Annotated in this window: 13 protein-coding genes; 9 read left to right on the plus strand and 4 right to left on the minus strand. The window is 70.6% G+C overall.

What is annotated here, in order from left to right; genetic code table 11:
* Positions 1-60: 60 nt before the first annotated feature.
* The 3 genes from ACSQ4M_RS33250 to ACSQ4M_RS33260 are packed head-to-tail and all read right to left on the minus strand — an operon-like array spanning position 61 to position 2,669.
* On the minus strand, positions 61-1,020 hold the full coding sequence (locus tag ACSQ4M_RS33250; protein WP_436193617.1) for an ABC transporter permease: 960 nt from the start codon (positions 1,018-1,020) through the stop codon (positions 61-63).
* Positions 1,021-1,077: 57 nt separating this feature from the next.
* Complete coding sequence (locus ACSQ4M_RS33255; RefSeq protein ID WP_436193618.1) at positions 1,078-2,232, minus strand: thiolase family protein; 1,155 nt, start codon at positions 2,230-2,232, stop codon at positions 1,078-1,080.
* Positions 2,233-2,255: 23 nt separating this feature from the next.
* The gene (locus tag ACSQ4M_RS33260) at positions 2,256-2,669 is read right to left on the minus strand and encodes a Zn-ribbon domain-containing OB-fold protein (protein WP_436193619.1); all 414 of its coding nucleotides are present in this window, start codon (positions 2,667-2,669) and stop codon (positions 2,256-2,258) included.
* A 159-nt stretch (positions 2,670-2,828) separates the two neighbouring features.
* Here ACSQ4M_RS33260 and ACSQ4M_RS33265 point away from each other — a divergent pair, with 159 nt between their 5' ends.
* Genes ACSQ4M_RS33265 through ACSQ4M_RS33295 form a run of 7 tightly spaced genes read left to right on the plus strand, consistent with a single transcriptional unit; the run spans position 2,829 to position 10,249 of the window.
* Entirely contained in the window at positions 2,829-4,025 is a 1,197-nt protein-coding gene (locus tag ACSQ4M_RS33265) for a CaiB/BaiF CoA transferase family protein (protein ID WP_436193620.1), read from the plus strand.
* 2 nt (positions 4,026-4,027) lie between these two features.
* The gene (locus ACSQ4M_RS33270) at positions 4,028-5,239 is read left to right on the plus strand and encodes a CaiB/BaiF CoA transferase family protein (protein WP_436193621.1); all 1,212 of its coding nucleotides are present in this window, start codon (positions 4,028-4,030) and stop codon (positions 5,237-5,239) included.
* A gap of 11 nt (positions 5,240-5,250) precedes the next feature.
* Entirely contained in the window at positions 5,251-6,378 is a 1,128-nt protein-coding gene (locus tag ACSQ4M_RS33275; protein ID WP_436193622.1) for an acyl-CoA dehydrogenase family protein, read from the plus strand.
* Between the two features lie 8 nt (positions 6,379-6,386).
* Entirely contained in the window at positions 6,387-7,952 is a 1,566-nt protein-coding gene (locus tag ACSQ4M_RS33280) for a class I adenylate-forming enzyme family protein (protein ID WP_436193623.1), read from the plus strand.
* Between the two features lie 16 nt (positions 7,953-7,968).
* Positions 7,969-8,760 (plus strand): SDR family NAD(P)-dependent oxidoreductase, encoded by a 792-nt coding sequence (locus ACSQ4M_RS33285; RefSeq protein WP_436193624.1) that lies wholly within the window; start codon positions 7,969-7,971, stop codon positions 8,758-8,760.
* A 10-nt stretch (positions 8,761-8,770) separates the two neighbouring features.
* Positions 8,771-9,544 (plus strand): crotonase/enoyl-CoA hydratase family protein, encoded by a 774-nt coding sequence (locus tag ACSQ4M_RS33290; RefSeq protein ID WP_436193625.1) that lies wholly within the window; start codon positions 8,771-8,773, stop codon positions 9,542-9,544.
* 54 nt (positions 9,545-9,598) lie between these two features.
* A complete protein-coding gene (locus tag ACSQ4M_RS33295; RefSeq protein WP_436193626.1) occupies positions 9,599-10,249 on the plus strand; it encodes a TetR/AcrR family transcriptional regulator in 651 nt (216 codons plus the stop codon).
* A gap of 13 nt (positions 10,250-10,262) precedes the next feature.
* Here the strand turns inward: ACSQ4M_RS33295 and mnmH are convergent, their stop codons facing one another.
* Positions 10,263-11,366 carry a tRNA 2-selenouridine(34) synthase MnmH gene (gene mnmH / locus ACSQ4M_RS33300; protein ID WP_436193627.1) on the minus strand — a complete coding sequence of 368 codons (1,104 nt, stop codon included), beginning with the start codon at positions 11,364-11,366 and terminating at the stop codon, positions 10,263-10,265.
* Positions 11,367-11,496: 130 nt separating this feature from the next.
* Between mnmH and ACSQ4M_RS33305 the strand changes: the two genes are divergently transcribed.
* Both ACSQ4M_RS33305 and ACSQ4M_RS33310 read left to right on the plus strand, forming a co-directional pair.
* Entirely contained in the window at positions 11,497-12,822 is a 1,326-nt protein-coding gene (locus ACSQ4M_RS33305; protein WP_436193628.1) for a C4-dicarboxylate transporter DctA, read from the plus strand.
* A gap of 4 nt (positions 12,823-12,826) precedes the next feature.
* A complete protein-coding gene (locus tag ACSQ4M_RS33310) occupies positions 12,827-13,513 on the plus strand; it encodes a GntR family transcriptional regulator (RefSeq protein WP_436193629.1) in 687 nt (228 codons plus the stop codon).
* Positions 13,514-13,519 lie beyond the last annotated feature (6 nt).

Genomic DNA, 13,519 nt, shown 5'->3' on the forward strand with positions numbered 1-13,519 from the left:
CGCTCGACCTCGCGAACGGGCCATCGCTGCGCTCGGCACCGACACACGGTGTGGCTCATCTCATGCCTCCGCGTCGCGCAGAAGGCGCGGATCGACCAGTGCGTAGACCAGGTCGGTGGCCAGATTGATGCCGATGAAAGCCACCGCCACGAACAGCACGATGCCCTGCGTGACCAGGTACTCCTGCTGGTAGATCGACTCCACCAGCAACTGCCCCACACCCGGCAGCGCGAACATGCTCTCGATGATGATGGCGCCGCCCATGAGCCGGCCCATGTTGATGCCGACGACCGTGATGAGGTTCAGCGACGAGGGCCGCAGCGCGTTCTCGAACAGGATGCGCCAGGTCGGCAGCCCCATGCCGCGCGCCAGCGCGATGAAGTTCTGCTGCAAGGTGGCCACCATCTCGCTGCGCAGCAGGCGCAGGTAGATCGGCACCTCGATCAGCGCGAGCGAGAGCACCGGCATGGCCATGCTCTGCAGGTTGTCCCACACGCCTTCGGACAACGACACATAGCCCGTGGCCGGCAGCCACTGCAGCTGCAGCGCGAACACGTAGATCATGGCCAACGCCAGCACGAACGCCGGGGTGGACAGCAGCGCCAGGCAGGCGGCCAGGGTGGTGTGGTCCACCGCCGAGCCGCGCCGGTAGGCGCTCCAGATGCCCAGCGGAATCGCCAGGCCCAATGCCACCAGTTGCGTCAGCAGGATCAGCTCGATGGTGACCGGCAGGCGCGAGAGGATCACGTCCAGCGTGGCCTCGCCCGAGTGGATGCCGTGGCCCAGGTCGCCGTGCAGCACGTTGCCCATCCAGGTCAGGTAGCGCAGCCACAGCGGCTGGTCCAGGCCCAGTTCGGCGCGCAGCGCGGCCAGGCGCTCGGGCGTGGCCGAATCGGCCAGGATCAGCAGCGCCAGGTCGCCCGGCAGCAGCGCGACCAGCAGGAAGCTCACGAGCGATACCGCCAGCAGCGTGACCCCCGTCCTCGCTGCGCCCAAACCGACGCGACGCCATGCCGTCATGTCCTGTCTCCTTCTCGTTGTGTGCGCGCGGCGTATGGTTCGCCGCGTCGCACGGAATCAATCCCGCTGCAGCGTGTGCACGTAGCAGACGGCGCCCACGCCCACCATGTGCGCCAGCCCGGTCTTGGCGCCCGCGTGCTGGCGCGGGCCGGCCGCACCGCGCAACTGCAGCGTGATCTCGCCGATCTGGCCCAGGCCGGTCGGGCCGATGGGGTGGCCCATGGCGATCAGCCCGCCCGAGGGGTTGACGGCGCAGCGCCCGCCGATGTCCCAGGCGCCTTCTTTCAACAGCGGCACGGCCTGGCCCGGCTGGCACATGCCCATGGCCTCGACGTACTCGACCTCCTCGACCGTGAACGCGTCGTGCAGCTCGACAATGTCGAACTGGTCGGCGCGCAGGCCGGATTCGGCGATCGCCAGCTGCGCCGTCTCGGCCGTCAGGTTGGCGTCGAAGCGCGTGGGCTCGTCGTACACGCGCTGGCTGCGCGCGGCCGAGCCGGTCACGCGGATCGGCTTGTCTGCCCCGATGCCCAGGCGGCGGATCGCGTCTTCCGAGGCCACGATGACGGCCGCCGCGCCCTCGCCCACCGGCGTGCACTGCAGCGTGGTGAGCCTGCCCGAGACGGCGCGCCCGCCGAGCACCTCTTCCAGCGTGCGCGCCTGCTGGCGCTGCGCGAACGGGTTCTTCGCGCCGTTGCCGTGGTTCTTGACAGCCACGCGCGCGATGTCGTCGTGCGAGACGCCCCAGCGCTGCGCGTACTGGTCGGCCAGCAGCGCGAAGTGGGTGAACGGCACGATGGCGTCGTCGGCCAGGTGCTCGATGCCGCAGGCCTGCTCGCCGCGTGGCACCGGCGCGCCGGTCGGCTTGTCCACGCCCACGGCCAGCACCAGGTCGCTGCAGCCGCTGGCCACTTCCATGCAGGCCTGGCGGAACGCGGCCGAGCCCGAAGCCGAGGCGTTCTCGATGTGCACGATGGGCAGGCCGGTGGCACCCAGGTGGCGCAGCATGGGCCGACCCGGTGCCATGGGCAGCAGCGCGGTGGCCACGTAGGCCGATTCCACGGCCGGCCATTCGATGCCGGCGTCCGCCAGCGCGCCGCGCACTGCGGCCAGACCCAGTGCGGGATACGGCGTGTCGCTGAGCGGCTGGTAGCGGTGCCAGCCCACGCCGACCACATAGACAGGGCGCATGCGCGCCAGGGTTTGAGCCATCAGGTTCTCCGGAAGCTTGGAACTCAGCGGGTGCGGGTGAAGCGCAGATCGCCCAGCGGCGTGCCGGCCTCGCTGCGGCCCACCTCCATGAGCCGGCCCTGCAGCGGCGTGCCGATGGCAATGACATCGGCCGTGTCCTCGTCCAGCAGCGTGCGCACCACCGGGCCGTCGTCCAGCCGCACCGACACCACCACATAGGGCGGCTCGCGGTCCTTGCGGGCATGCATCAGCACGCGCGACGAGGCCACCAGCGTGCCGGTGGCCGACAACGCGGCGGGCTGCAGCGCGTCGCCCGTGGCGCCGCATTTTTCGCAGCCCAGCGTCTGCATGGGAAAGAACACATGGCCGCAGCGGCAGCGCCCGCCCAGCAGTTGGGGCGGCGTGCGGGAATCGGGCGGCACGGTGTAGAGCGATGGCTTGAGGGCTTGCACGGGCATGGCGTCGGTCCGTTCGTGTAGATGGCGCCAGTGTGGTCACTTATTTGATGCCATGCAAGTATCCAACTTCAAACCTGCGCGTTTGTCCCGATAGGGAAAACTAGATATTAGATCACTATCTAATTTGTTTAAGGTTGCGACCGATTGCAGGAGAACCATGTGCTGAACGGTTTGCGCGTTTTCGAACTGTCCGCCCCGGCCACCATGCTGGCCGGGCAGATGCTGGCCGACCTGGGGGCGGACGTGGTCGTGGTCGAGCCGCCCGGCGGCGCGGCCGGGCGGCGCATGGGCCCGTTCCTGGACGGGCGCATCGGCCTGGACCGCAGCCTCAGCTGGCACGCGCTGAACCGCAACAAGCGCAGCCTCACGCTGGACCTGGACGGCGTGGACGGCCAGGATCTGCTGCACAGCTTCGTGCGCACGGCCGACGCCGTGATCGAGGCCGCGCCCGGGCGCTGCGCCCACCTGGCCGACGGCGGCCTGGTGCACTGCGTGGTGCGGCCGTTCTCGGCCGCCGGCCCCAAGAGCGGCTACGCCTGGACCGACCGCACGCTGGTGGCCGCCGCCGGCGTGCCGCTGGCCACGGGCGACGCCGACCGCGCGCCCCTGTTCCTGCCGCTGCCTCAGGCCATGCTGGAGGCCGGCTGCGAGGTCGCCATCGGTGTGCTGGCCGCGCTGGCCGCCCGCACGCGCGACGGCGAGGGCCAACGCGTGGAGGTGTCCATGCGCGCCGCCGCGATGATGAGCGCCTTCTCGCTGCCCTACTACGCCGACACGCCCGAGCGGCCGCCGCGCCGCGGCCAGGCCAAGCGTTCCGTCGCCGGCGTCGACCTGCCCAATTTCCTGCCCTGCCGCGACGGCCATGTGCAGGTCTCCATCGCCTTCGGCGGCTTCGGCGGCATCACCGCGCGCATGGCGGCCTGGGCCGTGGCCGACGGCCGGCTCGACGCGGCCATCGGCCAGGTCGACTGGACGCGCTTTCCGGGCGAGGACGTGGCGCTCGCCGCCAGCCAGCTGCGCCAGCTCGTCGAGGGCGTGCGCAGTGCCGTCGCGGCGCGCACCAAGGACGAGGTCGGCGTGGCCGCGCGCACGCACGGCTTCTTCGCCGCGCCGCTCATGGACATGGCCGATATCGCCGCGTTCGACCAGTACCGCGAACGCGGCCTGTGGCTGCGCCAACCGCTCGTCGACGGCGTGACCGTGGACGCGCCCGCCCATGTGGTGCGCAGCGACAGCTTCGCCACCCAGCTGCGCCATCCCGCGCCGCGCCTGTCCGAGCACACGCAGGAGCTGCTGGCCGAACTCGGCCTGTCCGCCGGTGAGATCGAGGCGCTCTTTTGCCACCACATCGTTTGACCATGACCGCACCACCCCTCGCCCACCTGCGCGTGCTCGACCTGAGCTGGGTCATGGTCGGCCCCATGAGCGGGCGCTACCTGGCCGACTTCGGCGCCGACGTGATCAAGGTCGAGAGCGCCAAGCGCATCGACCCGCTGCGCACGCTGGGGCCCTACCGCGACGGCACGCCGCACCCGGAGCGCACGCTGTCCTACCACTTCATCAACGCCGGCAAGCGCAGCCTGGCGCTGGACCTGTCGGGCGAAGCCGGCCGCGGCATCGTGCGCCGGCTGGCCCGCCATGTGGACGTGGTGATCGAGAGCTTCACGGCCGGCACGCTGGACCGCATGGGCCTGGGCTGGGAACGCCTGCGCCTGGAGAACCCGCGCCTGGTGATGGCCGCCAGCTGCCTGTTCGGCCAGACCGGCCCGCACCGCAGCGCCAGCGGCGTGGGCACGCTGGGCGCGGCCTACTCGGGCGCCAGCCAGCTCACGGGCTGGCCCGACCGCGCGCCGACCGGCCCGTTCAACGCCTGGACCGACTCCGTCACGCCGCGCTTCCTCGTCGCGGGCCTGCTGGCCGCGCTGCGCCGGCGCGACCTGACCGGCCAGGGCTGCTACCTGGACGTGGCCCAGGCCGAGGCCGGCCTGCAGTTCCTGCTGCCGGCCTGGTTCGCGCATGCCGCCAATGGCACGGTGCCGCAGCGCCAGGGCGACGCGGTGGACCCGCTGCGCGCACCCAGCGGCGTGTTCCGCTGCGCCGGCGAGGACCGCTGGATCGCGCTCGACGCCTCGGCCGACGTGCACTGGCAGGCGCTGCGCCGGCTGGCTGCGCCGCAGCTGGATGCCGCGGACTTCGGCACCCTGCTCGGCCGCCTGCGCCACCGTGGCGACCTGCATGCCCAGCTCTCCGCGTGGACGGCCGACCAGAACGCCGAGGCGCTCGAACACGCCCTGCAGGCCCAGGGCATCCCCGCCCACGTGGTCTGCGACCACGCCGAACTGGCAACGGATGCGGACCTGCTGGCCGACGGCTACTACGGCCAGATCAGCGACCCGCAGATCGGCACGGTGCGCATGCGCAACGCGCAGTGCGCCATCACGCCGGCCGCGCCGCTGCCGGCCCGGCCGGCCCCCCGCATCGGCGACGCCACGCAGCAGGTGCTGCAGGACGTGGCCGGCTACACCGACGAAGAAATCGACGCCTTCCGCCGCGACGGCGTGCTGACCTGAAAGGAGCCCCCTTGTACGTCCTGAACGAAGAGACCCGCGCACTGACCGACCTGGTGCGCCGCCTGGTGAACGAGCACCAGATGCCGCTGGAAGCCCGCGTGCTGCGCGGCGAGACGCTGGCGCGCCGCGACTACGCGGCTGGCACACAGGCCGCGCGCGCCGTCGGCCTGTGGGGCCTGACGGCGCCGCCGGAATTCGGCGGCGCCGGCCTCTCGCTGGTCGACAAGATGGCCATCACCGAGGAGAACTACCGCTGCCTCACGCCGCTGCGCTTCGGCGGCAGTGCGCTGGGGCCGCTGTACGCGCTGCAGGGCGAGCAGCGCGCGCGCTACCTCGACCCCATCCTGGCGGGCACGCTGAACTACTGCTTCGCGCAGACCGAGCCCGGCGGCGGCGGCGACCCGGCCGGCGCCATCCTCACGCACGCCCGCGAGACCGCGCGCGGCTGGGTCATCAACGGCGCCAAGATCTGGATCAGCAGCTTCCAGGAGGCCGACGTGGTCTTCGTCGTCGCGCGCACCGACAGGAACAAGGGCGCCGGCGGCATCTCGATGTTCGCCGTGGACAAGAACAACCCGGGCATGCATGCGCGCGAGGTGCCCATGCTGGGCGGCTTCAAGACGCACCAGCTGACCTTCTCCGACTGCGAGGTCGACGTGCTGGCGCTGATCGGCGGCGAGGGCCAGGGCTTCAAGGGCGCGCAGCAGGCGCTGTCGGCCGCGCGCTTCGACGTGGCCGCGCGCGCGCTGGGCGTGGCCCAGCGCGCCTACGAGATGATGGTCGCGCACGCCAAGCAGCGCGTGGCCTTCGGCGGCCCGCTGGCCGAGAAGCAGGCCGTGCAGTCCAAGATCGTGGACTCGTGGATCGAGATCCAGCAGAACCGGCTCATGCTGTACCACTGCGCCGCGCAGGACGATGCCGGGCAGGACACGCGCGTGCAGGCCGGCATGCTCAAGATGCTCTGCACCGAGATGGTGGACCGCGTGGTCGACCGCGCCATCCAGATCCACGGCGCGGCCGGCTGCACCTACGAATCGCCGCTCGCACACTGGTACGACCACCAGCGCATGGCCCGCATCTACGAGGGTCCGACCGACGTGCACAAGTACCGCGTGGTCGCGCGCCACCTGCTGGCATGAGGCCGCCCATGAACACTGCTTTGCAAGCCGCCGCGCTGCCCGGCACCCTGGAGCACTGGGCCGCCGCCCAGCCCGACGCCATCGCCTTGATCGACGGCGAGCGCGAGCTGCGCTGGGGCGGATGGAACGACCAGGCCGACCGCCTGGCCGCAGCGCTCAAGGCGCGCGGCCTGGGCGCTGGCGACATCGTGGTGCTGCGCACGCAGACGCGGCTGGAATGGCCCGTGATCGCGTCGGCGCTGGCCAAGCTCGGCTGCTGGCTGCTGGGGCTGAACTGGCGGCTGACCAACGCCGAGATCCGCCACGTGCTGAACAACAGCCGGGCCAACGCCATCGTCTGCGACGACGCCGACCCCGGCGCGCTGCTGCCGGCCTTCGAGGGCCAGCAACTGAAGCTGGCAGTGTCGCTGGACGCGCCGGCCACGGGCTTCGTGACGCTGGCCGAACTGATGGCCGGCACACCCACGGCACCGCCGCTGTTCTCCACGGGCGATCCGCCGCTGATCATCTACACCTCGGGCACCACCGGCCTGCCCAAGGGCGTGGTGCTGGACCGCAAGCCCAGCGCCGACGACCCCGTCACCACCGAATACCTGCTGGACGTGCGTTCCAAGCGCCAAACCGACGGCCGCGCCGCCTACCTGCTCTCCATGCCCATGCACCATGGCTCGGGGCCCGGCCAGCTGTGGTCGGCCCAGCGCAGCGGCGCGCTGACCGTGCTGCAGCGCCGCTTCGCGCCTGAGGAAGCGCTGGCGCTGATCGCGCGGCACCGGCTCACGCACTGGACCGGTGTGCCCACCATGTACAAGCGCATCGCCGCGCTGCCGCCCGAGGTGATCGCGCGGCACGACCTGGGCTCCATCGTGCAGCTGACGGTGGGCGCGGCGCCGGTGTCGGCCGAGCTCAAGCGCTGGATCATCGCGAACCTAGGCGACTGCCTGCACGAGGGCTACGGCAGCACCGAGACCGGCATGGTCACGCACATGCCGCCCGAGATGCAGCAGGCCAAGCCCGGTTCCAGCGGCCTGCCGTACCGCCATGTGCGCATCGAGATCCGCGATGCCGACGGCCAGCCCCTGCCCGCGGGCGAGACCGGCGAGATCTGGGCCTGGACACCGGCCAACATCCGCAACTACCTGAACGCGCCGCCGCTGGATGCCGACACGCTGGATGCGCGCGGCTACTTCCGCACCGGCGACATGGGCCATCTGGACGCCGACGGCTGCCTGTGGATCAGCGACCGGGCCAAGGACATGGTGATCGCGGGCGGCGTGAACATCTACCCGGCCGAGATCGAAGCCGCGCTGCTGACCCATCCCGCGCTGTCGGACGCCGCCGTGATCGGCGTTCCCGACGACGAGATGGGCGAGCGCGTGATGGCCTTCTGCGAGCCCAAGCCGGGCCATGGCATCACCGAGGACGAGCTGCTGGCGCACTGCGCCGAGCGGCTGGCCTCCTACAAGCGGCCGCGGGCGATCCGCATCGTCGACGAACTGCCGCGCAACACCGTGGGCAAGCTGCTCAAGCGCGAGTTGCGTGCCCCCTTCTGGCAACACACCGACCGCAAGGTCTGAACGAGGAGAACCGAAGATGCAAGACATCCTGAGCATGCAGGGCAAGGTCGCCCTGGTCACCGGCGCCGGCCAGAACGTGGGCCGCGAGATCGCACGCTTCATGGCCGCGCACGGCGCCGACGGCATCGTCGTCAACGACTACGTGCTGGAGCGCGCGCAGACCGTGGCCGACGAGATCAACGCCGAGGGCGGCAAGGCCATCGCGCTGCAGGCCGACGTGAGCAGCCACGCCAGCGTGATGGCGATGTACGCCAAGGCCTTCGCGCACTACGGCCGCGTGGACGTGCTGGTGAACAACGCGGGCAATGCCGGCGCCAACCCCGACGAGGCCGTGCGCAAGCCCTTCTACGAGACCAGCCCCGAAGTCTGGAAGTCGTGGATCGGCGTGAACTTCGACGGCGTGATGAACTGCACCGCGGGCGCGCTGCCCGGCATGATCGAGCGCAAGGGTGGCAAGATCGTGACCATCATCTCGGACGCGAGCCGCTTCGGCGACGCCGGCATGGAGGTCTATGCGGGCGCCAAGGCCGGCGCGGCGGGCTTCATGCGCTCGGTGGCGCGCGGCATGGGCCGGCACAACATCAACGCCAACAGCGTGGTGATCGCGGCCATGGGCACGCCCATGATCGAGGCGCGCATGGCGGCCGACCCGGAGCGCGCCAAGAAGATCATGGAGAAGTACATCATCCGCCGCCTGGGCAGGCCCAGCGACGTGGCGGCCATGGTGCTGTTCCTGAGTTCGGGCGCCAGCGACTACATCACCGGCCAGGTCTACCCGGTCAACGGCGGCTTCACCTTCGCGCTGTGAAAGGAACACCATGCCCCAAGAACAAGCCGTTGTCCTGACCGAGCGGCGCGGCCATGTGCTGGTCGTCACGCTGAACCGGCCCGAGGTCAAGAACGCCGCCAACGGCGCGCTCGGCATGGCCATGAACGCGGCCATGGACGAACTCGACCAGACGGATGAACTCTTCGTCGGCATCGTGACCGGTGCCGGCGGCGACTTTTCGGCCGGCGCCGACCTCAAGGCCGCGGCGCGCGGCGAGCTGCGCGAACGGCCGCCGCGCGGCGGCTTCGGCGTGTTCAAGCGGCCGCCGCGCAAACCGCTCATCGCCGCGGTGGAAGGCGTGGCCGTGGGCGGTGGGCTGGAGCTGTGCCTGTCGTGCGACATCATCGTGGCCGCCAGCAATGCGCGCATGGGCCTGCCCGAGGCGCGCCACAACGTGATCGCCATCGGCGGCGGGCTGTTCCGGCTACCGCGGCGCATTCCCTACCACCTGGCCATGGAACTCGCGCTGACGGCCGAACTGCGCGGCCCCGAGTTCTTCGAGCGCTGGGGCCTGGTCAACCGCGTGGTGCCGCCAGGCCAGGCGCTGGCCACGGCGCTGGAGATCGCCGAAAAGATGATGGTCAACGGCCCGACCGCGCTGGCCGCCACCAAGGAGATCGTGTTCCAGGGCATCAACTGGACCGAGGAGGAAGCCTGGGAGCGGCAGATGCCCATCGCCAACCGCGCCATCGAGTCGGAAGACCGCAAGGAGGGCCTGCAGGCCTTCGTCGAGAAGCGCAAGCCGGTCTGGAAGGGGCGCTAGCCGCCACGGATGCAGGCATGACGACAATGGCGCCCCAGCCCACAGCCTGCACCCATGGAACGTCCTGAAGACCCGGGCGACACGCCCAAGACCAACGCCGAACTGCGCGAGGTGGCGATCAGCCGCATGATCCAGACCGCGATCCGGCTGATCGCGCGCGACGGCGCCTCCAAGCTCTCGCTGGTCGACGTGGGGCGCGAGTCGGGCTACAGCCACTCGCTGCCCAACTATTACTTCAAGACCAAGGAGAAGCTGCTGCTGGAGGTGTACGGCTTCATCGTCGGCCGCTTCCGCACGCGGGCCACGTCCTGGGCGCGCGAGCACATCCCGGGCCGCATCACGCCGGGCCTGGCCAACATCGACGCCACCATCCGCGCCTACCTGGCTCTCGTGCGCGTGGACCCGGAACGCTCGCGCGCGATGAACGTGATCTGGGCCGAGTCGTTCTCGTCCATGCCCGGCCTGCTCAAGGAGGTCCGGCCGGCCAATGCACGCACGCTGCTGTTCTTCGAGGAGGAGATCCGCATCGCCATCGCCAAGGGCGAGGTCGACGCGGCCATCGACCCACGGTGCCTGGCGATGGTCATCGTCTCCACGCTGCGGGGCGCGGTGTCGCAGTACCTGCTCGATCCCGAGGGCGGCAACCTCGACGCGGTGGCCGACACCCTGGTGGCCTTGCTGCGCAAGGGCGTGCGGCCGGCCTGAGGCGCGGCCGCGGTCAGCGCGGCGCCAGCCGCTCTCGCAAATAGTCCAGCACGGCCGCCCGGTCGCCCTCGAACACCACGCGCTCGGCCCGGCTCTGGCGCTGGTAGGCGTACATGGGATCGTAATACTGGCGCAGCAGCACCGCGATCCAGTCGCGGTGGCCGTCCACACGGCCGCTGTCGCGCTGCTCGGCCAGCGCTTCCTGCATGACACCCTGCAGCCGCTGGTACTGCGCGCCGCCCAGCCGCTTGGACAGCCTGGCCAGGCTCTCCAGCAGCCGCTCCGCGAATCGCTCGGCGCCGTGCTCAGCGCCGTACACGGCCACGAAATCGGCGGCCTGCCGGACCACGTAGTCGTGCAGGATGCGGTCCACGCGCGCGTCGAAGCCGTCGGTCAGGCAGACCAGCGGCACCTGCTCCAGGCGCAGGCGCAGTTCGAGCGGCACCGAGCAGGTGCCCACGTGCCGGCCTTCGTCCTCCACCACGAAGCTGCGCTGCCCGCCGGCGCGCTGGCGCAGGATGTCGACTGCGAGGCGGTTCTCGAAATCGATCTGCGCCGGCTGCGGCGTGGCGCGCGCACCGAAGCTGGAACCGCGGTGGTTGGCATGGCCTTCCAGGTCCAGGCCGCCGCCCAGCGTTGCCAGCACCTCGGTCTTGCCGGTGCCGGTCAGGCCGCTCAGCACATGGAAGTCGCACTGCGCTGCGGCCTCCTGCGTGGTCTGCAGCAGAAAGCCGCGCATGGCCTTGTAGCCGCCGTCCACGCGCGGGTAGGCGATGCCGGCCTCGGCCTGCAGCCACTGCTGCACGATCTGCGAGCGCAGGCCGCCGCGGAAGCAGTACAGCACGCCCTCGGGATGGGCCCGGGCGAACGCGGCCCAGGCCTCGATGCGTTCGCGCTTGGTGGCGCCGGACACCAGTTGGTGGCCCAGCGCGATGGCCGCCGCCTGGCCTTGCTGCTTGTAGCAGGTGCCGACCTGCTGGCGCTCGGCGTCGTCCATGAGCGGGCGGTTGACCACGCCCGGGAACGCGCCCTGCGCGAATTCGACCGGGGCGCGCACGTCCATCATGGGCACTGCGTTCAGCAAGAGGGAGCGGTAGTCGGCAAGCGTGGCAGGCATCGGCGCATTCTCGCGCTGCGGTGCCGGCGCCCCGGCGTCTCATGGATTACCCGGTGTCGCTCGTTGCCGCATCTTGTCTATATTTCTTGCATGCAAGATCAATGCGGTCTTGCATCCAACAGGAGCTGCCATGCGCTTTTTCCGTTCCCTCTTCGGCCAGGTCGTGATCGCGCTGGCGGTCGGCACCACGCTCGGCCTGGCCAACCCTGAATTCGCCGTCCAGCTCAAGCCGCTGGGCGATGCGTTCATCAAGCTGATCAAGATGATCATCCCGGTGCTGGTGTTCTGCGTCGTGGTGCACGGCATCGCGGGCGCGGGCGACCTCAAGCGCGTGGGCCGCGTCGGCGTCAAGGCGCTGATCTACTTCGAGCTGCTGACCACGCTGGCCCTGGTGCTGGGGCTGGTGCTGGGCTATGTGTTCCAGCCCGGCGTGGGCATGAACGTGGACCCCAAGGCGCTGGATCCGTCCGCCATGGCGGCCTACGCCAGCAACGCCGACAAGCTGACCAGCGGCGGCACGGTGGACTTCCTCATGAAGCTGATCCCCGGCACCGTGGTGAACGCCTTCGCCACCGGCGACGTGCTGCAGGTGCTGCTGTTCGCCGTGCTGTTCGGCTGCGCACTGGCGCTGCTGGGCGACGTGGGCCGGCCCGTGGCGCAGCTGGTGGACACCATGTCGCTGGTGCTGTTCAAGATCATGGGCATCCTGATCAAGCTGGCCCCGCTGGGCGTGCTGGGCGCCATCGCGTTCACGGTCGGCAAGTACGGCGTGGGCTCGCTCAAGCAGCTGGGCATGCTGGTGGGTCTGTTCTACGTGGCCGTGCTGCTGTTCGTGTTCGTGGTGCTGGGCACGGTGATGCGCGTCTCGGGCTTCAGCCTGTGGAAGCTGCTGCGCTACCTGCGCGAGGAGCTGGCCGTGGTGTTCGCCACCACCTCCTCGGACAGCGTGCTGCCGCAGATCATGGCCAAGCTGCGCCGCATGGGCATCCGCGACTCCACCGTGGGCCTGGTGATCCCCACGGGCTACTCGTTCAACCTCGACGCGTTCTCGATCTACATCACGCTGGCCGCGGTGTTCATCGCCCAGGCCACCAACACGCCGGTGTCGATGACCGACCTGCTGGCCATCCTGGCCGTGGCGCTGGTCACCTCCAAGGGTGCGCACGGCGTGCCCGGCTCGGCCATCGTGGTGCTGGCCGCCACGCTGCACGCCATCCCCGCGATCCCGGCCATCGGCCTGGTGCTGGTGCTGTCGGTGGACTGGTTCATGGGCATCGCGCGCGCCCTGGGCAACCTGATCGGCAACTGCGTGGCCACCGTGGCCGTGGCGGCCTGGGAGGGCGACATCGACCGGGCCCGCGCCCATGCGGTGCTGAACGGCGAACCGATCGACGACGAGGTGGTGGCGCAGCCCGATGCAACGCCGGCCTACCCGGGACGCGCTGCTGCACACTAGCGCGATGTCCACCGACGTCAGCCCCACGACCATCGCCGAGCGCGTGGTCCAGTCCATCCTCGCGCAGAAGCTCGCCCCGGGCGAACGGCTCGGCGAGCAGCAGCTGGCCGACCTGTTCGGCGTGAGCCGCACCATGGTGCGCGAGGCGCTCATGCAACTGCAGGCGCGGGGCTTCGTCGAGGTGCAGCCCAAGCGCGGCTGGTATGTGGTGCAGCCCTCGGCCGAGGAGGCGCGCGACGCCTTCGCAGCGCGGCGCATCGTCGAAACCGGCATCCTCGGCGCCGAAGGCCGGCCGCTGGCCCAGGCCATCCGCGCGCTGCGCCAGCACATCGCCCAGGAGCAGCAGGCCATCGAAGGCGCCGACGCGGCCACGCGCGCCTTCCTGCTGGCCGACTTCCACGTCTGCCTGGCGCAGGAGATGGGCCACCGCTTGCTGTCGGACGTGCTGCGCGACCTGACGGCCCGCACCACCTTGGCCGCCACGCTCTACCAGTCCAGCCACGAAGCCAGCCAGTCCTGCGCCGAGCACGCGGCCATCGTGGCCGCGATGGAACGCGGCGACATGGGCGAGGCGCGCCAGCGCATGCTGGAGCACATCGGCAACGTGGAGGAAGCCTTGCAGACCGAGCCGGCCGAACTGTCGCAGGCCGACCGGCTGCGCGCCACGCTGTCGCCGCTGGCGCTGCCCTGAGCGCGG

Origin of the sequence: Pseudorhodoferax sp. LjRoot39, from assembly GCF_964253035.1 — a bacterium.
Classification (GTDB): Bacteria; Pseudomonadota; Gammaproteobacteria; order Burkholderiales; family Burkholderiaceae_C; genus Pseudorhodoferax.